The organism is Campylobacter sp. GB48 (genome assembly GCF_049221845.1).
In the GTDB taxonomy this organism is placed as follows: Bacteria; Campylobacterota; Campylobacteria; order Campylobacterales; family Campylobacteraceae; genus Campylobacter_D; species Campylobacter_D lari_C.
Map to the genome: position 1 here is coordinate 83,047 of NZ_JBMJAR010000001.1, position 21,613 is coordinate 104,659.

Sequence of the window (21,613 nt, forward strand, 5' to 3'; positions counted from 1 at the left end):
AACTTACCCCTTAAGCCTTTTCAAGTCTGCAAAGTCCTGCATTAAACTCAGAAATTTGCGTATTTATATCAAAACCATAGTTAGTAACCGTGTTAGAACTTTCCCCTATAGTATAAGGTTTAGTACCTTCAGGATAATTATAACTTAAATCCACACCTTGCATAATACCTGCAAAATTATAAGGCAAGCAAATTCTATCTGGTGTAACTGAATGATTATGCACACATTTTACTTTAATCTTAGTGCCTTGTGGTGAATGAATCCACATCATATCACCATCATTTATACCATATTTTAAAGCAAGTTCAGGGTGCACATTAGCAAACATTTCAGGTGTGATTGCAGCAAGATATTTACTAGTTCTCTCAAGCATACCCGCACCGCTTAAATTTACTAAGCGCATACTTGAAATAATAGTTGGAAACTCTTTACTCCAATCTGTTTTTTGTTGCTCGCTAATAAATTTACTCTCAACCCTAAAGTTTTTCTCTTGATCACCCCAAGTAGGATATTTTTTAACCAAATCCCAACGAGGCGAGTGAATAGGCTCTCTATGTAGTGGAATAGGATCAGCAAATTCCCAAACTTTCATTCTAGCTCTTGCATTACCTAAACAACAAGCACTTTTTTCTCTACATTTTTCTAAGATAATACCTGAAATATCTGTGCTCCAGCTAGCACCCATTAATTCTTTTTCTTTATCGCTTAGTTTGATATTAAATACTTTTTCGATATTTTCTTTAGTAATTTGTGGGTAGCCACCTTTAACTTTACATCCTTTTGGAGTAAAAGTTTCATCTGCTAATTGAGAATGCCCATCATGCTCTAAACCAAAGCGATTTCTAAAGCCCATACCACCTTCTTCATAAGGAATATCTGTGTTCCACATGATAGAAGTGCCTGGGTGTTGTTTATCCCAACAAGGCCAAGGTAAGCCATAATATTCACCTTTAACTTCACCACCAATACCTCTTTGAGTATCAGGATCAAAATGTTCCCAATTTTGCTGGTGTTTTCTTAGACGTTCAGCTGAAATACCTCTTAAACCTATACTTAAAAGACCATTGCTCATTTCTCTTGTGGCATCATCAGGCCATATGAAATTATCATCATTATCATCTCTTGTTTGTACAAGTTTATGGTCTTTTAATTCCATTTTCATGCCACGAGTGTATTCTTTATAAAAACCAAATTTTTTAGCAAAAGCAAACATAATCTCTTGGTCTTCTTTACTTTCATAAATTGGTTTTACTACTTGAGAACGCCATTGCATAGCACGGTTAGTCGCTGTTACATAACCTTCTGTTTCAAATTGGGTTGAAGCAGGAATAATATAAATACCATCTGGACGATCTGCTAAAACTGCTACTTCATTTACAAAAGGCTCAGCAATTACGATCATATCAAGTTTTTTAAGTGCTTCTTGAATTTTTACCGTATGTGCCATAGAAGTAATACCCGTTCCTTGCACCCAAAGTACACGGATAGGTGAGTTTGAATAAGTTTTTTCTTCATGTAAAACGCCTTGCCACCATTTTGCTAGTGAAAAGCCTTTTTCATGCATCCATTCTTTAGAATAAAATCTTGAATTTAAATACTCTCTCTCAACATTCCATACATTAGAAAAATGATTCCAAGCATTATCATCAAGTCCATAATAAGCTGGTAAAGTATCAGCCAAACAACCCATATCAGTAGCACCTTGAACATTATCATGACCTCTAATGATGTTTGTTCCTGCGCCTGGTTTGCCTATATTACCAAGAACGAGTTGCAAGATAGCTAGGATTCTTGTATTAGAGCTACCTACTGAGTGTTGTGTAATACCTAAAGCCCAAAATAGCGTAGCAGGTTTGATTGTAGCTAACATTCTTGTGATTTTTTCAAGTTGAGCAGCTGGAACACCTGTTACATCTTCTACAACTTCAGGAGTCCATTTAGCAGCCTCTGCTTTTATTTCTTCAACCCCATAAGTTCTAGTTTTGATTAATTCTTTATCTTCCCAACCGTTTTTGAAGATCAAATGAAGCATACCATAAACTAAAGCTATATCTGTACCTGGACGAATTCTTACGTATTCATCAGCATGCACTGCAGTTTTTGTAAATACAGGATCTACAACTACTAATTTAGCATTATTACGATCTTTTGCTTGCAATAAGTGTTTAAATCCAATAGGATTAGCCACAGCAGTATTTGCACCAAAAATAATCATCATTTTTGAATGTTTAGTCACATCACCAAAATGATTTGTCATAGCGCCATAACCCCATGTATTCGCCACACCGGCGACTGTTGCGCTGTGTCAAATTCTAGCAACGTGGTCTATATTATTAGTACCCCAAAATGCTGCAAATTTTCTAAAATAATAAGCTTGTTGGTTATTAAATTTAGCCGAACCTAAAAACATAACGCTATCAGGTCCATTTTCTTTACGGATTTCAAGCATTTTATCGCCAATTTCGTTGATAGCTTGTTCCCAAGTTAAACGTACCCATTTGCCATTTTCTTTTTTCATAGGATATTTAATACGCTGTTTTGATTTAGTAAGATCGATTTGATCTATCCCTTTACAGCAGTGTGATCCTTGAGAAATAGGATGTTCTATAGCGTTTTCTTGACGCACCCAAACTCCATCTTGTACTTCTGCTTTAATTCCACAGCCTGCACTACAGATACTACAGATTGTTCTAACAATCTTAGAATCTGGATAAGGATTTGCTACTTCTTGTTCGCTTGCAGCTCTAATAGCTTTGTTTTCACTACCAAAAGCCGCACTTCCAAGACCAGCAATACCAGCAAGCTTAAGAAAATTTCTTCTTGCTAATGCCATCTTCTTCCTTTCTTAATTAGTAAGCTATTTTGTAATATTTTTCCCAATGCATAGTTTTTTTATAAAGCACTTCTTTTTTAGTGCTTTTTCCCAAAACTACGGTATTTTGCTCTTGGTAATCATCTTTAGCTAAAGCATTTACACTTGCTCCAGCTACCACCCCTAAAGCACCAATTTTCAAAGATTTTTTTAAAAAATCCCTTCTTTGATTGGCCTCCATGTTCTCTCCTTTGAAATAAAAGTAAAGAATAACTATAAATACTTATTTTCAAAGTATTTACGCACTTACACAAAATGAATTTTGCATATTTTCACTTAAGATTTTATTTAATTTCTATTTTCATAAAAAGATGATTTTGATAATATGTATTTTGGTAACAAAATACATATTAATTTTTATAATTTGCTAAGTTCTTCTATATTTGTTTTACTAAATTTGGTAGGAAGTCTTGGTTCATAAGGAAGTCTTTGTAAAGCTTCATCTGCTATACTTTTACCTTCTTTTTTTACAGGCGCTTGTACTTCTAAATAAGCCCTTTCGTTTGCAAAAAAGACTTTCATAATATTAGCAATAGCAATGTAAAAATTTGAATTTTTGTGGATTTGTAATTTTTCTATAAACTCATCTATCACAGGGTTTATCACAAAACGAAATAATTGCTGTGCAACTTTTAAATCATGCTCAATAATACTTGCCATAAAAGCAAATAAAAAGCCAAATTCATCTTCACTTTGTCTGCAATCTTCTTTTTTTCTAAATTTGGTTTTTCTAATGATTTCACAAGCTTGAAGCTTCATTTTACCATCATCTCTACCCTCATCGTAAAAAGAAGCACTAATAGGTACATTCACATAAGAAAAATCAAAAAACACCGCATTTTGTTCTTCTTTAAAACTTGCAAAATCACATACACTAAGTTTTTCAAAATCAGACTTTAAACTATCATCTAAAGGGCTTTGAGCTAAAACTAAAACTTGTTCATGCCAAATTTTAAATTCATTTTCATCGATAAAATTAAAAGCTTTAGAAAAAAATTCATAAAAATATTTGCGCGAAAGATCAATATCTTGTATCATTAATTTTCCTTGTTATTTTTATTTGATTATAACAAGGAAAATTTAAAAAAATCAAGTGAGATTTTAAAATTTTGTTTTAGAATCGTAAGTAAATGATGGGTTGATTTGTTTTTTATCGCTTAATTCTTTATACCAATAAGAGTGTAAAATATAAACTTCCTCTTCTTCTTTGTAACCACTAATCATAGAGTGGATACTTCCTTTAATAGCAAATACAGCCATATAAATATGAATAGCAAAAAATACTGCACATAAAATACCCAAAATATTATGGATGATAGCTGAAGCTCTTAAAATATCTATATGAGAAATTCCAAAAATAGACTGTAAAGAAGTAGAATTAAAATCAAGGAAAAACATAAACGCACCGGTGATTATCATCAAAAATCCACCAAAAACAGCTATATAATACCAAGATTTTTGACCAAAATTAAACTTACCCGCAGGAACAGGTTTTTTCTCTTTGCTTAAATATCCACCTACTATCATCATCCATCTTAAATCATAACTTGCAGGAAGCATTCTTTTAATCCAACACAAAAGCATAGGAATGATAGAAATGATAAATAAAATAGTAGCAATACCATGTAAGTTTTTACACATTCTTACAAAGAATCCACCACCAAAATATGATCCAAAAATCATAATAAGTCCGGTTGGCACAAGGATAATCCAAGAAATTGCCGCTACAAAATGAAACAATCTTTCAAATACTGAAAAGGCATAAATTTTCTTACCATCATGAGAAAATTTCTTTGGACCTATGACCATATAGTGCAATGCAAAAGCTGAAATAACCACTATAAGTATAATCAAAACAGCACTTGCAATATACTCACCTTGTAGTTTAGTCCACAAAGCACCAAAATTTTGATAACTTTCTATATTCATCACTCTTTGCGCATCCCAAATTTGAGTATTTTTAACTTCAAAATTTTCTTGAGCAAATAGAAAGTTAAAACAGGCTAAAAGAGCTAGTATAACCCTATGCATAAATTACTCCTAAACATTACACGCTAGCTAAAGCTTAGCATTGTAGTTTTGTTAATTTTCAGTTTCCATTTTTATTTTAAAAAAAGTTTTATTTAAAAAACATAAATTTGCAAAAAACTACAAAAAAACTCAATTTTTAGTTTCTTTTTGAATAATTTTCATAACAAAACTCTCTTATCATAGATAAATTTTCATTCTTATCTAAGAACATTAAATTTGGAAGTCTTACTCCATTAAAAGTGGTGTTTTTAACTATAGAATAATGAATTTGATCTAAAAATACTATTTTTTGTCCTATTTTTAACTCTTGATTAAAAGCATACTCACCCATGATATCCCCTGCTAGGCAAGTATTGCCACCAAGTAAATAAGCAAATTCATTTTCTTTTAACTCGCTATATTTTTCCCCGTCACGACTTGATAAAATTCTAGCATTTAAAACCTCGCTTGTATAAGGCATGATGATAGTATCTGGCATATGAGCTTCGCTTGAAGTATCTAAAATAGCTATTTTTTTCTCATTTTCTACTATGTCTATCACACTTGCAACTAAAGTTCCACACTGCCAACCCACAGCCTCACCTGGCTCAAGATACACTTGCACTCCATATTTATCGCTAAATTTTTTACAAAGATCAATTAGTTTTTGCGTGTCATAGCCTTCTTTTGTAATGTGATGACCCCCGCCAAAATTAACCCATTTCATATTTTTAATAAATTTTGAAAATTTTGCTTCAAAAGCATTTAACACAAGCTCTAAAGAATGCGCACTTTCTTCACATAAAGCATGAAAATGAAGCCCACTTAAGGCACTTAAATCTTCATTTTCAAAATCAATCGCACGAATTCCTAATCTTGAAAATCTACCACAAGGATTATAAAGTTCTTTTGGAGCCACTGAAAGCTCTGGATTACAACGCAAACCAAGAGACTTGTGGCTTGCTTTGTCTTTAAATTTTTTAAACTGATTAAAAGAATTAAATACTATATGATGTGAAAGATCTATGATTTCATCTATTTCATCCTCTTTAAAAGCAGGTGAAAAAGTATGAATTTCTTTATCCATATATTCTTTTGCAAATTTAGCTTCCCAAAGCCCACTACAAGTACAGCCTGATAGATACTCACCCACTATATCCATAGCACCTGAAAAAGCAAAACCCTTTAACGCAAGCAAAACTTTTGCTCCACTTTGCTCACTTACTTTAGCCAAAAGTTCACAATTTTTTCTAAGTTTATCTTCTTCTAAAATATAAGCAGGGGTTTGAAAGTCTTTATCTAGATGATTTTTAATTAGCATTATTTATCCTTAATTTTTGATTTAAAACCACTTGTATAACAAATCATATTAAAATTATATCTTGTTTTTATAATTTACAATCATTAATCAAATAATAGTTATAATCAAAATCCAAATCAAAATTAATTTAGGAGTAAAAATTTAATGGACAGAAGGTTATTTTTAAAATTTAATGCTTTAGGTTTAGCAAGTATTAGCAGTGCTTATGCAATGGGAGATCATTCTCATCACAATATGCACTCAAAACATACACAAAAAGAAGTAAAAGAAATCGATACTTCTTTTATAAAACTAGAAAATCCAAACATTAAACTACTCGATGAAAAAAACTTTCCTAGCGGACAAACATTAGCAAATTTAAAACTTCTAAAAAACACAAGTACAAAGAAAAATTTCTTTAGATCAAGTATAGAAATCAAAGAAAGTCAAATAGAACTTGTTAAAGGTAAAAAAACAAAATGTTTTACTTACAATGGCTCTATACCTGGACCTAAAATAGAAGTTTATGAAGGTGACACTGTAGAAATTTTAGTAAAAAATAGTTTAAAAGAGCCAACTACAATCCACTGGCATGGACTTGACATACCACCTGAGCAAGATGGCAATCCACATGATCCTATCATGCCTGGTAGAGAAAGAATTTATCGCTTTAAACTTGGAGAAAATTCAGCAGGAACTTACTGGTATCATCCACATCCACACTACACCACAGCAAAGCAAGTTTATAAAGGCTTAGCAGGGGTATTTGTAGTAAAAGCTAAAAAAGATGCATTGTCGCATTTACAAGAACAAGATTGGGTGATTAGTGATTTGCGTTTAGATGAAAATGCACAAATTCCTGATAATAATTTATTTGATTGGCTAAATGGTAGAGAAGGAAATTTAGTTCTTATCAATGGACAATTAAAGCCAAAAATAACGCTTGACAAAGCTCAAAGAATTCGTATTTATAATTTTTGTGCGGCAAGATATTTAAATTTACGCATTAAAGGCGCTAAATTTATTTTAGTAGGAACTGATGGAGGGCTTATAGAAAAAGGTGTTGAATTAGATGAGTTATTTTTAAGTCCTGCCTCAAGAGTAGAAGTATTAATCAAAGCAAATAAAGGTGATTTCAAACTTGAGAGTACTTATTATGACCGCGATAAAATGCTTGTTAAAGAAGAACCTTACACTCTTATGTTAGCTGATCTTAAGGTAGAAAAAATTATAGAAAACATACCGGAGAAATTACGCGAATTTCCACCTTTAAAAGAAGCTACAAACTTTAAAGAAGTGATTATGAGTGAAGATCATATGCAAATACATGGTATTAGTAAAAAAAGTGAAGAAGAAATCAAAAAAAGCCTTGCCTCTATGTTTTTAATCAATGGTAAAACATTTGATATGAATAGAACGGATTTAACCTCAAAATTAAATGAAGTAGAAGAATGGGTAGTAAAAAACAAATCACATATGGATCATCCTTTCCATATACACGGAACACAATTTGAACTCATTTCTTCTAAATTTAAGGGTAAAATAACAAAAGCAAAATTCAGAGCATTGCAAGATACGATTAATGTAAGACCTGGGGAAGAATTAAGACTTAGAATGAGTCAAAAATTTACCGGTATTAGAATGTTTCACTGCCATATTTTAGAGCATGAAGATCTTGGAATGATGGGAATTTTAGAAATCAAAGAATAAAGGTAAAAAATGGTAAAAGTCGAATTTCTAGGGCCAATTGACAAAGAAAGCTTAGAACTAAACGTAAGCAATCTTAAAGAATTAAAAGCGATTTTAGGGCAAGATGAAAGCTTAAAAGAATGGCTTGAGCTTTGTGCGGTTGCTTTAAATGATGAAATGGTTTTTGATGATGAAACTACCTTAAAAGATGGGGATAAAATATGCTTATTACCACCGGTTTGTGGAGGATGAGTTATGTTTGAATTACATCAAGGAGCCTTAGAAATTCCTAGCATTTACGCTAGATGGTATGAATATGCTAAAGATAAAAACTGCGGAGCTTTGATCACATTTTGCGGTATAGTGAGGGCTGAAGATGAGATTGAGGCTTTGAGTTTTGATATATATGAGCCTTTATTAAAAACTTGGTTTGAAAAGTGGTGCCAAAAACTTGCAAATGAAAATGTAAGCTTGATGTTTGCTCACTCTATCGGTGAAGTTAAGGTGCATGAGAGTTCTTATTTTGCTGGGGTTTTAAGTAAGCAAAGAAAATTAGGACTTAAGCTAATTAATGATTTTGTAGAAGATTTTAAAGCAAGCGCACCTATATGGAAATATGATATCATTAATGGCGAAAAAATTTATGCCAAAGAACGCTCTTTGAAACTTCAAGGAGCAGGAATTTTAAGTACTAAGGACTAAAATGCTAACTTCTTATAGCCAAAGTTTAGACATACTTCATTCACACATACAAACATATGAAAAGATAGAAAACATCGCCTTAACACAGTGCTTAGATAGAATTTTAGCCATAGACATCAAAGCTTCTACTAACAACCCTCAATTTCCCACAGCCTCTATGGATGGCTATGCGATCAAATTTAGCGAACAAGATGAGCCTTTGTCTATCATAGGCGAAGTGCCTGCGGGAGTTTTTCCAAGCTTTAAAATACAAAATAAAGAATGCGTTAAAACCTTTACAGGTTCTTTAATGAGTGAGGGTTGTGATACCTTAGTGCCTGTGGAAAAAGTAGAAGTTAAAGAAGGTGTGGTTTACATCAAAGAAAAAGTTCCACAAGGCTTTGCTATAAGAAAGGTTGGCGAGAGCTACACTAAAGGTGAAATTTTACTCACTAAAGGCACAAAACTAGGCTATAGCGAGATAGCACTTTTAGCCGAGCTTGGACACTTTCACATTAGTGTTTTTGCTAAACCTATCATAGGCGTGCTAAGCAGTGGAAGTGAGATCAAAGACTTAGGCGAAAGCTTAGAACACCCTGCACAAATTCGCTCATCAAACCATGTAGCCATAGCTAATATGGCAAAAAAACTTGGTGCTGAAGCTAGAATTTTCCCACTTTTAAAAGATGATATGCAAAAAACTCCAAGTGTTTTAAAACAAGCACTTAATGCATGTGATATTTTAGTTACCACTGGTGGAGTTTCCATGGGGGATTTTGACTTTTTAAAACAAGCTGTTAAAGAGTATGAAATCATCATAGACAAAGTCGATGTAAAGCCTGGCAAACACATCAAAATAGCCAAATTTGAAGATAAATTCATCTTTGCCCTGCCGGGTTTTCCATACTCGGCTATGGTGATGTTTAATTTATACGTAAGAGAACTTTTAAATGCTTGGCTTTTACAAGAAAAAGACTATGTATTTAAGGCATTTGCAAATACTGATTATAAGAAAAAAAGTCCGCATTTAGAATTTGTAGCTTGTAATGTAGAATTTAAAGATGGAAAAATTTATGCCAATTTAAAAGGTAAAAAACAAGGCTCAAGTGCCATCATCAACAACCTTAACCACAAAGCCGCACTTATGATAGCAAATGATGATATAAAAGAAAATGATTTAGTGGATATTGTTTTAATGCCTTAATACTAATTGTGATAATATAAAATAAGGATTATTAATGAATTTTGAAACCCTGCTAGCTACAAAAGAAAAAAAGCTACAAGATTGTCAAGAATTAATTGAAGAACTTAAAAAAGAAGAAGAAATTTTAAACCATGAGAATATAAAGATAATAAATAGAAGATTACAAGAACTTATAAATAAAGAAATATTATTTTTTAATAATTTAGAATATACAAAATTTAAAAACAACCCTCATGAAATCAATGATTTAGAAGATGAAATTTATTTTTATTTTAATTTGTATATGAATAATATTTTTGAATTAAAATCAAATAATTTAATTTTTAAATCTGAATCCAAATTTATAAAATATAGAGAATCTTATAGAATAAGAAAAGATACGCAAGATTTTACCAATACTTCAAAATTAGTTTTAGAAAATTCAAAAGATTTATTTTCATTGATTAATATCGTGGGATTTTTTATAGTCATATTCATACTAGCACAACATTTTATACAAACAAAAACTTTTCCTTCTATAGACAATCAAAAGATAATCGCTTTGGCAATAACAGGTATTGTATTTGGAAGCTGTTTTTGCTTTTTCTATATAGTAGTATTCTTTTTTTCAAGAGAGTTACATAGACATTTTCTTAAAATACCAATAGAAATTCCTATAATAATTTATATTGCCACATTGATAATATTTTTTATTACACAAAACGACCCTAGTATAAAATTTTTATTTTTATTTTTAATTACATTAGTTGTTACAAATATAATACTATGGTTTTTTGGGAGAAAATATATAATTTCATCAAACAAGATAGAAATTTGCGTAATGCAGATCATACTAATATTTATATTGTATATGGTTATTGCTTTTATTTATGCCCTTATTATTATTAAAACACAAAAAATTAATGATATTTATTTAATCTCTACTTGTATTCTTATTTTAGGTTTATTCAGCTTTTTATTTTACTTTAATGATTTTAAATTTTTTATACTTATCAATGCTATCATCTTGTTTTTTTCTCTTTTTGCTTTAAATGAAAATATTGTTTCCTATTTAAAAATAGGTAATTTTGACGCAGAATTGTTACTAAGCAAAAATAAATTTCTAAAAGATAAATTAATAGATAATAATATCAGCTTTATTGAAAACACAGAAGGTATAAAAGTAGAAAATATACACATTCTATCGGATGCAAAAGATGTTTATTATATACAAAGTAAAAAAGAAGATAATACATCTACAGAAAAATCATTTATAATAGATAAAAAATATGTTTTAGATAAAAATTTTTAATTTTTGAAAAATTCACAATTACCGAGAAAAACTCGGTAATTAAATTGTATATTTTTTTACAAAACAAGCTTACACACCTTGAGTATAGTATCTTACTTTATTTTCCCTATTGCAATAAAAACCTAGCTTTAATATAATTTCAAAAACCACAAAGGAGAGAAAATGGACTCAAAAATCTTTTTAGAAAATGGTCGTGTTAAAAGTAAAGGTTATGCTATGCTTAGCAAGGATTCTAAATTTACACCTTTTGAATTTACACGCCATAAAGTAGGCAAAAACGACATCTTAATCGCTATCAAGTATGCAGGAATTTGCCATAGTGACATACACACCGCAAGAAGCGAATGGGGCGAGGCAACCTACCCTTGCGTACCTGGCCATGAGATAGCAGGAGAAGTTATCGCAGTGGGTGAAAATGTGAGTAAATTTAAAGTAGGTGATTTTGCTGGGGTTGGGTGCATGGTCAACTCATGCGGAGAATGCGAAGCATGCAAAAAATCTCAAGAGCAATTTTGCGAAAATGGTAAAACCATCTACACTTATAACTGCAAAGATGTATTTCATGATAATGAAAACACCTATGGAGGCTACTCAAACAACATCGTAGTAAGTGAAAAATTTGCTATCAATGTACCCAAAAATGCTCCACTTGACAAAGTAGCACCTTTACTTTGTGCGGGTATTACTACCTACTCACCACTTAAATTTTCAAATATCAAAGAAGGCTCAAGCGTAGCCATAGCAGGATTTGGTGGACTTGGTATGATGGCAGTTAAATATGCTGTAAAAATGGGTGCAAAAGTAAGTGTTTTTGCAAGAAATGAAAACAAAAAAGCAGAAGCTTTAGCTATGGGTGTGAGTAATTTTTATACTAGTACAGACAAAAGCGTGGTAAAAGAAAGATTTGACCTCATCATCTCTACTATACCAACCCCTTATGATCCGCTAGCTTATATGGATTTGTTAAAATTTGGTGGTGAGATGGCTATCGTAGGATTACCTCCACATGAAGTAAGTCCTAGCATTAACATCATTCATTTTGTATTTAAAGCAGGTAAAAAAGTATATGGCTCGCTTATTGGGGGTATTAAAGAAACTCAAGAAATGCTTGATTTTTCTTTAGAACATGGAATTTATCCTGAAATTGAACTCATCAAACCAAGCGAGATTGACAAAGCTTATGAAAATCTCACTTCAGGAAAAGCCAAATTCCGCTATGTAATCGATATGAGTGCAGAAAATTAATACTCATCAAAAATCACATCGCTAGTGTCAAAACCTCTTTGCTTGGCTATTTCAAGCAAGGAGTTTATTTGCTCTTTTGCTAAAATCTCTCTTGATAAAATCCATAAATATTTTTTATCAGGACTACCTACGATAGAAACTTGATAATTTGTATCAATGTAAATAATCTCATAATTTGGTTTGTTAAAAACATTCATAAATATACTAAATTTAACCGCTAAAGCCCTTGGTGATTTTACCCTAGCTTTGCCATTTGCTTGAGAGATTTCTCCATTTTCTTTAGTACATATATTTTTAACTTTAATTATAGGCGTAGAGCCTTCATACTCTAGCTCATATTCTGCCTTAGCACTTTTGCAAGTTTTTTGAAAAAAAGCAGGTTTTCTAGCCATTTCTAACCATGTACCCATGTATTTTTCTAAATTTATACCATCTAATAATTCTATCATTTTTCTTCCTTTTGGTTTACCTCACCCCAATCACACATTGCTTGTAAAATAGGAATTAAACTTTGACCTTTTTTAGCAAGGCGGTATTCTACTTTTGGAGGGATTTGTGGGTATTCTTTACGCGTGATTAAATCATCATTTTCAAGCTCTCTTAAAGTATGTGTCAAAGTCTTAAAAGAAATATTGCCAAGATATCTTTTAAGTTCATTATATCTTACTACTTCATAGCGAAATAAACAGTACAAAACACTCATCTTGTATTTGCCTGAAATCAAAGACAAGGTATAGTTAAACCCACATTCTGTAAAATCGCACTTTTCTTCCATATACTTTCCTTTAATATAGTATTATGCTTTTTTATATTATAATCCAAAATCATTTTTTATCAAAATGAAAACAAATTAAAAAGGATTTCGATGGATTTCATCACAAATCTTATCATTGCTGCTATTGTTGGTGGCGCATGTGGAGTTGCGCTTCATTTATGGAAAAAGAAAAAAGAAAAAGACAGTAGCGAAAAATAATATGTGAAGCAAAATGCTTCACATTGATTTAATTTATAATATATTTCAGCATATTCTAACTTCAAGATTAAAAAGTAAAAATACTTATTCTATACATTCTGCCTTAAAAGTATAAAAATATAATTACACTTTCTTATAGTATAGTATCTTACATAAATTTCAGTATTGAAATAAAATTATAGTTAAATTATAATTTCAAAAAACGCAAAAGGATAAATATGCAAAAAATATTACTATTAAACGGTGCAAAAGACTTTGGACACTCTAAAGGAAGATTAAACACAAGCTTACATGAGCTTGCACTTAAAACCTTAAAAGATCTTGGTTTGCAAATCCAGCAAACACATATAGATCAAGGCTATAACACTAACGATGAAGTAGAAAAAATTCTAAATGCTGATGTTTTGATTTGGCAAATGCCTGGTTGGTGGATGGGAGAACCTTGGATAGTGAAAAAATACATTGATGATGTTTTTACAGCTGGACATGGAGTATTTTATAAAAACGATGGTAGAAGTCATAACGAACCTACTAAAAATTATGGCACAGGTGGGCTTTTAAAAAATAAAAAATACATGCTTTCACTAACTTGGAATGCTCCAATGCAAGCTTTTGATGATAAGAATGAATTTTTTAATGGAGCTGGGGTTGATGGAGTGTATTTGCACTTTCACAAAGCGCATGAGTTCTTAGGAATGAGTGCTTTACCTACTTTCATAGCAAATGATGTAATCAAAAATCCTCAAGTGCAAGAATATTTTACAAACTATAAAGCACACTTAGAAAAAATTTTTAAAGCTTAGAAATTTGAGATTTGATGCTAGAAATCATTGATTTTTTAGCCTCAAATTCACTTTTTAAATTCAAAATAATCTGCCTTTTAGCTTCTGCAAAATCAACAAAGCTTTGCATATAATTTTTATAAATTTTTAAAACTACAGGCTTATTTAAAAGCAAATCTTCAAATTCATAGACATTAAGCTCGGTTAATACCCTTTGATGTACTTCACTTGCTTTTGGATGATACAAGCTAAACTCAGTGCTATCAAGCTCATAAAATTCTTTACTCGCATTCATTTTAGTGCTAAAAAATCCCAAAGTAAGTTTAGTAGCACTTTCATAATTTGCTAAAGCTTTTAGATTAAGCTTTTCTAAAAATAAATCAAGTTCAAGTTGGCTTTTAAACAATAATTGCTTAAAATCTTTTAAAAAAAGCTCCTCGCTAGCACTAGCAAAGCTTCTAAAGCTAGCAAATTCTTTTTCACTTTCTAAGGCATTTTCTTTTTGTAAATTTGAAAATTGAGCTTTAAAAAGCAAAATTTGCTCTTCTAAATGAGTAAAAAATAAGGAAAAATCATCTTTGATTTGACTAAATTCTAAAGTGATTTCATTTTTTAATCTTTTAAATTCCTTATTCATTGCTTCAGAGTTATAAAACATAGCCAAAAACGCATCATCACTTGAAAGATACGGTGCTTTATAAGCAACTTTTTCATAAAGATTTTTCTTAAACAAACCCTTAGCTTCTTTATAATAACTACTATCTTTTTCTTTGATAAATTTTAAAATTTCTTGAGAAATTTTTTCTCCAACAAGTTTTAATTTATCTAAACAATTATGATTTAAAATTTTGATTTTTTGCTCTAGATTACTTACTTTGAAAGTTTGCAAAATAGTATTAAATTTAAGCTCTAATTGCTCTAGCGCATTTTGAAATAAATCATATTGATTTGACAAAAGTTCGCATAAATTACTAAGTTTTTCTTTAACAAAATCTTTTTTAATGCGCTCATAATCAAGTTCTTTTAAATACTCATAAAGCAAAGGTAAATTTGACTTTTGTAAATCAAATTTTGCTTCTTTGCATGAAATTGCGATGATTTTTTCAAAATACTTATCAAAAACTAAATGTGCATAATTTAAAACATTTTCTAACTCATCTTGACTTAACTTATCTTTTTGATTTAGCACGCAAATCCCACCACGCTCTAAAAGCTTGGCATTTGCTTTTATGGCATCTTCTTCACTTTTTTTGCCTGCATTATCAATCAAACTAAGCCAAATAGCACTATGCATAAAAGAAAGTTCTTTAAAAGTAGTTAGCGTATCAGTTGTATTCGCATTTAAACCTGGGGTATCTATAAGCGTGATATCTTTTAAAAGCTCAATAGGCGCAAAAAGGTGCAAACTTTTAGTTTCTTTTAGCTCATTTCTTTGATCGCTAAATTTAGAAAGCTCATCTATATCAACAATCTCATCACTGCCATCTTCATATTCAACTCTTAAAAAATACTCCTTAGCATAGCGTAAAAAAGTAGGCTTAAAAGTCACTGGCACCACACCTGTTGGCAGGCATTCTTTTTGTAAAATCAAATTTAAAAGCGTGGATTTACCGCTAGAAAATTGCCCTATAATGGCCACATTAATGGCTCTTTTATAGCTAGCTATGATCATCTCAAGATCTTTTAAAAACACATCATTTAAATGCAAACTTGGCTCTAAAAATGCATTTTTAATTGCTAAAATTTTTCCTTCAAAACTATCATCAAAACTTTTACAATAAGCATTTTCATAAGCTTTTAAAAAATCATCAATCAAATCATTTTGCATTTAAAAGCTCCGTTTTTAAAATCTTTAAACTTTGTAATTTTGTATTATTTTTTTCTAAAAGCTCTTTGGAGTTTTGTTCGTTTTGCTCTATTTGTAAAATCAAGTCTTTTAAGTCTTTGATTTGCTCTTCTTGTTCTTTTTCGTATAAATTTAAACTAAGCTCTAAATTAGTAAAAAATTCTTGATTATTTTTTAAATCTAAGGCAATTTTTTCTATATTAAATGTTTGTAATTTTTCTAAAATTTGATTTTCTAAAGAGCTTTCTAGTTTATAAATATCTTGCGTAGATTCTAAATTTTTTAAAAGCTCTGCTTTTAATGTCATAAAAAGATCATTAGTAAAAATACCTTCTATTTTTGTTTCAACCTTACTTTTAAAATCATCACAATTTTGCTCTAAAATAGCTTTTAAAAAATCATATTTCACACTTAGAGTGTTTTTAAGCTCATTAATTTTATACTCACTTTGCTGTTTTAACTCTCTTAAAAGATCAAAAATTCCATCTTTTAAAGTCGTATCGATGATAGTATTTAGTCTTTGAGTATTGTTTTTGATTTTATTATTTTGATTATATTTTAGCTCATCTATGAGTTTTTCTTTTAATTTCTTAGCTAGCAAATGCAAAAGCGTTAAAATTTCTTGAGTATTTTCATCTTTTGTGTTAAAAATAGCACTTAGCTCTGCTTTTACTTGCATTAATTTTTCTTTTTTTGCTTTAAAATCATTGATAATAGTTTGATTTTGCTTATCAAGTTCAAAGCTTTCGTAATTTAGCATTTTATTAGAAAATTTAATTTTTTCTTCTATTTTTTCTAAATGCAATAATAATTCTTTTTTATAAGCACTTAGAGCAATTTTGTTTTTATCATATAAGCTTTTAGCTATAAGTTCTTCTAGTGTCAAAATATTGCTTTGTTCTAAATTTCCACCTTTTTTTTGATAAAAATCATTGGCTAGTTTTGAAGAGATACACACAAAATCTACATTATCTAATAATTCTTGGCTAAGCTGCTTTTGTGCTAAATTTTCTTTGAGCTTATTTTTAGTATAACTAATCACTTCTTGCAAGTCTTTTTGACTAAGCAAGTCAGCTTTAGTAAGCACAATCAAAAGCTTACTTACTCTTGAAGTTAGCAAACATTCTATAATAAAATCACAATCTTTTTGACTAAGACTTTGAGAAGCATTCATAAGGTGGATTAAAAAGTCAGCTTTGCTTATATAAGCTTTTGTTAAAAGCTCTCTTTGGATGATCACATCATCAAGTCCTGGAGTATCAACTATACAAACATTATCTTTTAAAAAATCAAGCGATGCAAAAAGCTCTATTTTTTTAATAAGTGCTGAAATTTTGTTTTTTGCACTAGTGTAATTTTTTAATTCTTCAATTTTTATTTCTATATTTTTATTTTCTTTTTCAATATACTCATTTAGATTAAAATTTTGCTCTAATTGTTTTATAAGCTCTTGCATATCTTGATTATCTTTAGAGCTTTTTAAAATATCTTGCCATTCTTCTTCACTCCAAAAATATATCTTAGCTTTTTGTTCTTTGCCATATTTTAAAACGCTCAAATTTGCAGTTTCAGGCACATTAGATACACCTAGAAAATCTTTTTTTAAAAGTGCATTTAGCATACTTGATTTACCTGCATTTACCACACCCGTTACCGCAATAGAAAAATCAATATTACTAAATTTAACCAAAGCTTCTTGTAAGAGTTTTTGAGCTTTTTTATTCTCGCAAAGCTCTTGTAAGCTTTGGTTAATGAGATCTAATGTTTGATGTGAGTTTTTAACTTCTTGCTTGTAATCTTTTTGAATAACTTTTTGCCTAGATACAAAAGCATGTATTAAAGTATTATCAGTGATTTTTTGAAGTTTTTCCAGGGATTTTAAAAGCTCGTTTTTATCTAAAATTCCTAAATTTAAAGCATTAATAAAACAAACCTGTGCATACTGAATACCATAAAGATCTAAGCGTAAATTTAAACTTTTCATCAAATTTTTAAATTCATTCAAAGCGCTAAATCTTTCATAATTATCAAGATTAGTACTTAAAAGAATTGCTGCTTTTTGAGTATCAATTAAACTTTCATCAAAAAGTGTATTTGTGTCAAGATAAACACTATGATTTTGCCAAATTTGTTTTAGTAAGGTTTTAATAACCCCCTTTTCTTGGGGGTTAGGATTATTTGTTTCTTTGAGCGACAAGCTGTCTTCTCATATAAGCGATTTTACTTTGTAAAGGTAGTTCTTTTGGACAATTATCTTCACATGCAAGTAAAGACATACATCCAAATACACCATCATCATCGCCCACTAATTCATAAAAATCTTCTATGGTTCTGTGATCATGTGGATCTTGTAAATATCTAGCTGTTCTTAAAAGTCCAGTAGCTGCGATAAAGTCAGGTCTCATTAATTTAGTCGCACAAGAAGCAACACAAATTCCACACTCTATACAACGATCAAGTTCAAAAGTCTCATCAGCAACTTCTGGCTCAATACGTTCTTCAAGTTTAGAAATATCTGTTTCTTTTTCATTATGCACCCAGCTTTCAACGCGTTTACACATACCATCAAACCACTCACCTGTATTAACACTTAAGTCTTTTATGTGTCTAAATGCAGGTAAAGGCATAAGCTCTATAACGCCATCTGGATAGTCTTTTGTCAATGTTTTACAAGCAAGTTTTGGCTTACCATTAATCATCATAGCACAGCTTCCGCAAATCCCTGCTCTACATACAAAGTCAAAACTCAAATCTGCATCCATTTTTTCTCTGATTTGAGTTAAGCACACAAAAATCGTCATAAATGGAGTTTCTTCAAGCTCATAAGTAACAAAATGAGGCTTAGAAATTTTACTTAATGGATTATATTTAAATGCTCTTATTGTTAATTTTCTACTCATAATCAACTCCTATTCTTTGATTTGGTGCTTTAAATTTAGCTTGTAATTCATAAGGCATTAGAGCATGTTGAATTTCATATCTACCTTTGCCTTCTGCTTCCATTTTTTCACGGATCGCATCAACTTCAGCTTGACGTTTTTCGCTTAATGGATTTTCAATGATATTTCCTTTAGCACCATAACCTCTAAATGCAGGTGGAATTTCCATTTTCATAATGTCAAGATCTTCATACTCAACTCTAGGCATACTTTCACCTTCTACCCAGTAAGTATTTGTTCTTTTCATCCAATTTAAATCATCTCTTTTTGGATAATCTTCTCTATAATGAGCCCCACGACTTTCTGTTCTTAAAAGCGCACCATAAGCAACACATAAAGCAATTTTTAACATTCTTGGAACTCTATAAGCTTCTTCAAGCTCTGGATTTGCACATTTTAATTCTTTATCATGTACTTTTAAATCAAGTGATTTATGATATAACTCTTCAAGCTCTTTAACCGCTTCTTCAAGACCTTGGCCTGTTCTAAAGATAGCTACTTTTTCCCACATAATGTCTTTCATTCTGTTTTTGATTTCAAATACATCATGTTTTCCTTCTTTGCTAACAAGAGATTTTAAGTAATCATACTCTTTAGAAAGGAAAGATTTAACGATATTGGTATCAATTTCTGAACCATTTTCTTTACAATATTGTGCAAAATAATCTCCCACGATCATACCTGCAACAACAGTTTCTGAACATGAATTTCCACCCAAGCGGTTAAATCCGTGCATATCCCAGCAAGCTGCTTCACCGCACGCAAAAAGACCATTTAGCCATTGACTTTCGCCGGTTGGCTTAGTTCTAATACCACCCATTGAGTAATGTTGCATAGGTAAAACTGGCGCCCAGCCTTTTGGACCCTCATCAGCAGGATCAATACCATTAAATGTTTTACAAATATCTTGAACATCGCGAAGATTTTTTTCAACATGAGCACGACCAAGGATAGAAATATCAAGCCATAAATGATCTCCATAAGGGCTTTTTACACCTTTACCTTTTCTAATGTGCTCCATCATTCTACGACTTACAACGTCCCTACTTGCAAGTTCTTTTTTCTCAGGCTCATAATCAGGCATAAAGCGGTAACCATCAACATCTCTTAAGATACCACCATCACCTCTGCAACCTTCAGTAAGCAAGATACCGCTTGGTACGATTGGAGTTGGATGAAATTGCACTGCTTCCATATTTGAAAGTCTGCAAAGTCCAGTTTCAAGTGCAATAGCAGCTCCTGTACCTTCACAAATAACAGCATTTGTAGTTTGTTTATAAATTCTACCATAACCACCTGTTGCAATCATAGTTCCTCTAGCAACATAAGCAATTAATTCTCCATTAGTTAAATCTCTAGCAATAGCTCCTAGACATTTTTTACCATCATGGATAATTCTTACTGCTTCCATTCTATCAATGATTTTAACTTGATGTTTAATCGCTTCATTTGCCACACCATATAGCATACAGTGTCCTGTTGCATCAGCGATATAACATGTTCTCCATTTTTTAGTACCACCAAAGTCTCTTGCATTTATAAGACCATGTGCTTCTTCTTTTTCTTCAATGGTAGTTTTTTGAGCATTAATAACTACAGTTCTAGGTCCTTTTGTAACCCTAGTCCAAGGCACACCCCAAGCAGCAAGCTCACGCACAGCTTTTGGAGCAGTTTGTGCAAACATTCTTGCAACTTCTTGATCACAGCCCCAGTCAGATCCTTTTACTGTATCAGCAAAATGCACATCTTCATTATCTCCCTCACCTTTAACGCTATTTCCTAAACTCGCTTGCATACCACCTTGCACAGCAGCTGAGTGAGATCTTTTAACCGGACAAATACTTAATAAAGTTACACTTTGACCACTTTTTGCAACTTCAATAGCAGCTCTTAAACCTGCAAGACCACCACCGATAACTAAAGCATCACTATATTGTATGTTCATATTTAGCTCCATCATAAGTTTTTACTATTTGCGCTACAGAGTTGTTTTGGTAATTATTAAAGCCTATTTTTGCAAAAGCAGCTAAGCTTAATACACCTAAAACTAAGAAGAAAATACTAATAAACCATTTTGCTTTTTTAAGTTTTTTACGACTTTCTTTTGCATCTTTACCTTCAAACCAACCCCATTTTACACATAATCTATAAAGACCAATACTACCATGCAACTCAACACAGATTAATAAAGCAATGTAAAATAACCACATAAAATGGCTTACTACTCTATCGCCTGACATATCAGCACTGATTTTATCTGCATTAGTAATGATAAAAATTAAGTGTGCAGAACCCAAGAAAAACATTACAAAACCAGTTGCAGCTTGAACCCACCATAAAGAAGAATCACCATGATTCATATATTTTAAGTGTGTTCTGCAAAGTTGGTATTGTCTGAAATTAATAGGGAATTTTCTCATTGCAAGACCCGCATGCACAAAGAAAATAACCAAAACACAGGCAGCTAAGAAAGAAGTGATGTAGCTCATCATAGGGCTATTAATGATAAATTTTAGTTCTAAAAAGTGAACCACCGAATCAAAAAAATCATCACTAACCAAAATGGTAGAAACGAAAAACATATGTGCCCACATAAACAAGCCTAAAATCAAGCCTGTTGCACTTTGAATATAGTCAAGTTTTGCTGGCATTTTGCTTTTTTTGCCATCAATACTCTTGCCTAAAAAACCTTCAATGAGTTGGCTCATATTTACTCCTTTTAAAAGTTGATAAGTTTTAATATCGGAGCAATTATAGAACTTTTATTCTTAAAATAAATAA

General features: G+C 31.2%; 19 protein-coding genes. 7 read left to right on the plus strand and 12 right to left on the minus strand.

Annotated features, from left to right (window positions below):
* Positions 1 to 10: 10 nt before the first annotated feature.
* The 5 genes from ACOTVC_RS00420 to nspC form a co-directional block, all read right to left on the minus strand.
* Positions 11 to 2,833 (minus strand): formate dehydrogenase subunit alpha, encoded by a 2,823-nt coding sequence (locus ACOTVC_RS00420; RefSeq protein WP_236681184.1) that lies wholly within the window; start codon positions 2,831 to 2,833, stop codon positions 11 to 13.
* A 16-nt stretch (positions 2,834 to 2,849) separates the two neighbouring features.
* Positions 2,850 to 3,053 carry a twin-arginine translocation signal domain-containing protein gene (locus ACOTVC_RS00425; RefSeq protein ID WP_012661099.1) on the minus strand — a complete coding sequence of 68 codons (204 nt, stop codon included), beginning with the start codon at positions 3,051 to 3,053 and terminating at the stop codon, positions 2,850 to 2,852.
* Positions 3,054 to 3,229: 176 nt separating this feature from the next.
* Positions 3,230 to 3,910, minus strand: a complete 681-nt coding sequence (locus ACOTVC_RS00430; RefSeq protein WP_214116427.1) for a TorD/DmsD family molecular chaperone — start codon at positions 3,908 to 3,910, stop codon at positions 3,230 to 3,232.
* A 63-nt stretch (positions 3,911 to 3,973) separates the two neighbouring features.
* Positions 3,974 to 4,903 carry a formate dehydrogenase subunit gamma gene (locus ACOTVC_RS00435; RefSeq protein ID WP_115645114.1) on the minus strand — a complete coding sequence of 310 codons (930 nt, stop codon included), beginning with the start codon at positions 4,901 to 4,903 and terminating at the stop codon, positions 3,974 to 3,976.
* A gap of 136 nt (positions 4,904 to 5,039) precedes the next feature.
* A complete protein-coding gene (gene nspC / locus ACOTVC_RS00440) occupies positions 5,040 to 6,203 on the minus strand; it encodes a carboxynorspermidine decarboxylase (RefSeq protein ID WP_214114856.1) in 1,164 nt (387 codons plus the stop codon).
* Between the two features lie 144 nt (positions 6,204 to 6,347).
* On the opposite strand from nspC, the gene ACOTVC_RS00445 reads away from it, so the two are divergent.
* The 6 genes from ACOTVC_RS00445 (at position 6,348) to ACOTVC_RS00470 (ending at position 12,292) form a co-directional block, all read left to right on the plus strand.
* A complete protein-coding gene (locus ACOTVC_RS00445; protein ID WP_421627361.1) occupies positions 6,348 to 7,892 on the plus strand; it encodes a multicopper oxidase family protein in 1,545 nt (514 codons plus the stop codon).
* 9 nt (positions 7,893 to 7,901) lie between these two features.
* On the plus strand, positions 7,902 to 8,123 hold the full coding sequence (locus tag ACOTVC_RS00450; protein WP_039627993.1) for a molybdopterin synthase, small subunit: 222 nt from the start codon (positions 7,902 to 7,904) through the stop codon (positions 8,121 to 8,123).
* 3 nt (positions 8,124 to 8,126) lie between these two features.
* A complete protein-coding gene (locus tag ACOTVC_RS00455; protein WP_039627992.1) occupies positions 8,127 to 8,573 on the plus strand; it encodes a molybdopterin synthase catalytic subunit in 447 nt (148 codons plus the stop codon).
* Between the two features lies 1 nt (position 8,574).
* On the plus strand, positions 8,575 to 9,756 hold the full coding sequence (locus ACOTVC_RS00460; protein ID WP_421627364.1) for a molybdopterin molybdotransferase MoeA: 1,182 nt from the start codon (positions 8,575 to 8,577) through the stop codon (positions 9,754 to 9,756).
* A gap of 34 nt (positions 9,757 to 9,790) precedes the next feature.
* Complete coding sequence (locus ACOTVC_RS00465; RefSeq protein ID WP_214098977.1) at positions 9,791 to 11,047, plus strand: hypothetical protein; 1,257 nt, start codon at positions 9,791 to 9,793, stop codon at positions 11,045 to 11,047.
* Between the two features lie 162 nt (positions 11,048 to 11,209).
* Entirely contained in the window at positions 11,210 to 12,292 is a 1,083-nt protein-coding gene (locus ACOTVC_RS00470) for an NAD(P)-dependent alcohol dehydrogenase (RefSeq protein WP_214098978.1), read from the plus strand.
* Here the strand turns inward: ACOTVC_RS00470 and ACOTVC_RS00475 are convergent.
* Positions 12,289 to 12,741 carry a lipocalin family protein gene (locus ACOTVC_RS00475; protein WP_214114847.1) on the minus strand — a complete coding sequence of 151 codons (453 nt, stop codon included), beginning with the start codon at positions 12,739 to 12,741 and terminating at the stop codon, positions 12,289 to 12,291. The two genes, ACOTVC_RS00470 and ACOTVC_RS00475, sit on opposite strands and share 4 nt — an antisense overlap.
* On the minus strand, positions 12,738 to 13,067 hold the full coding sequence (gene rrpA, locus ACOTVC_RS00480) for a MarR family transcription factor RrpA (protein WP_039617585.1): 330 nt from the start codon (positions 13,065 to 13,067) through the stop codon (positions 12,738 to 12,740). The genes ACOTVC_RS00475 and rrpA overlap by 4 nt, the downstream gene beginning before the upstream one ends.
* Before the next feature lie 416 nt (positions 13,068 to 13,483).
* Here rrpA and ACOTVC_RS00485 point away from each other — a divergent pair, with 416 nt between their 5' ends.
* A complete protein-coding gene (locus ACOTVC_RS00485; RefSeq protein WP_039617583.1) occupies positions 13,484 to 14,068 on the plus strand; it encodes an NAD(P)H-dependent oxidoreductase in 585 nt (194 codons plus the stop codon).
* Here ACOTVC_RS00485 and ACOTVC_RS00490 read toward each other — a convergent pair.
* From ACOTVC_RS00490 to ACOTVC_RS00510, 5 genes are read right to left on the minus strand one after another with little or no spacing between them, the layout of a single operon-like run.
* Positions 14,058 to 15,875, minus strand: a complete 1,818-nt coding sequence (locus ACOTVC_RS00490; RefSeq protein WP_214098980.1) for a dynamin family protein — start codon at positions 15,873 to 15,875, stop codon at positions 14,058 to 14,060. The two genes, ACOTVC_RS00485 and ACOTVC_RS00490, sit on opposite strands and share 11 nt — an antisense overlap.
* On the minus strand, positions 15,865 to 18,090 hold the full coding sequence (locus ACOTVC_RS00495; protein WP_214116460.1) for a dynamin family protein: 2,226 nt from the start codon (positions 18,088 to 18,090) through the stop codon (positions 15,865 to 15,867). The genes ACOTVC_RS00490 and ACOTVC_RS00495 overlap by 11 nt, the downstream gene beginning before the upstream one ends.
* Positions 18,068 to 18,793 carry a fumarate reductase iron-sulfur subunit gene (locus tag ACOTVC_RS00500; RefSeq protein ID WP_012661078.1) on the minus strand — a complete coding sequence of 242 codons (726 nt, stop codon included), beginning with the start codon at positions 18,791 to 18,793 and terminating at the stop codon, positions 18,068 to 18,070. Before ACOTVC_RS00500 ends, ACOTVC_RS00495 begins: the two co-directional genes overlap by 23 nt.
* On the minus strand, positions 18,786 to 20,777 hold the full coding sequence (locus tag ACOTVC_RS00505) for a fumarate reductase flavoprotein subunit (protein WP_087685170.1): 1,992 nt from the start codon (positions 20,775 to 20,777) through the stop codon (positions 18,786 to 18,788). The genes ACOTVC_RS00500 and ACOTVC_RS00505 overlap by 8 nt, the downstream gene beginning before the upstream one ends.
* Positions 20,761 to 21,540, minus strand: coding sequence for a fumarate reductase cytochrome b subunit (locus ACOTVC_RS00510; RefSeq protein ID WP_039617578.1), 780 nt, complete (start codon positions 21,538 to 21,540; stop codon positions 20,761 to 20,763). Before ACOTVC_RS00510 ends, ACOTVC_RS00505 begins: the two co-directional genes overlap by 17 nt.
* Between the last annotated feature and the right edge of the window lie 73 nt (positions 21,541 to 21,613).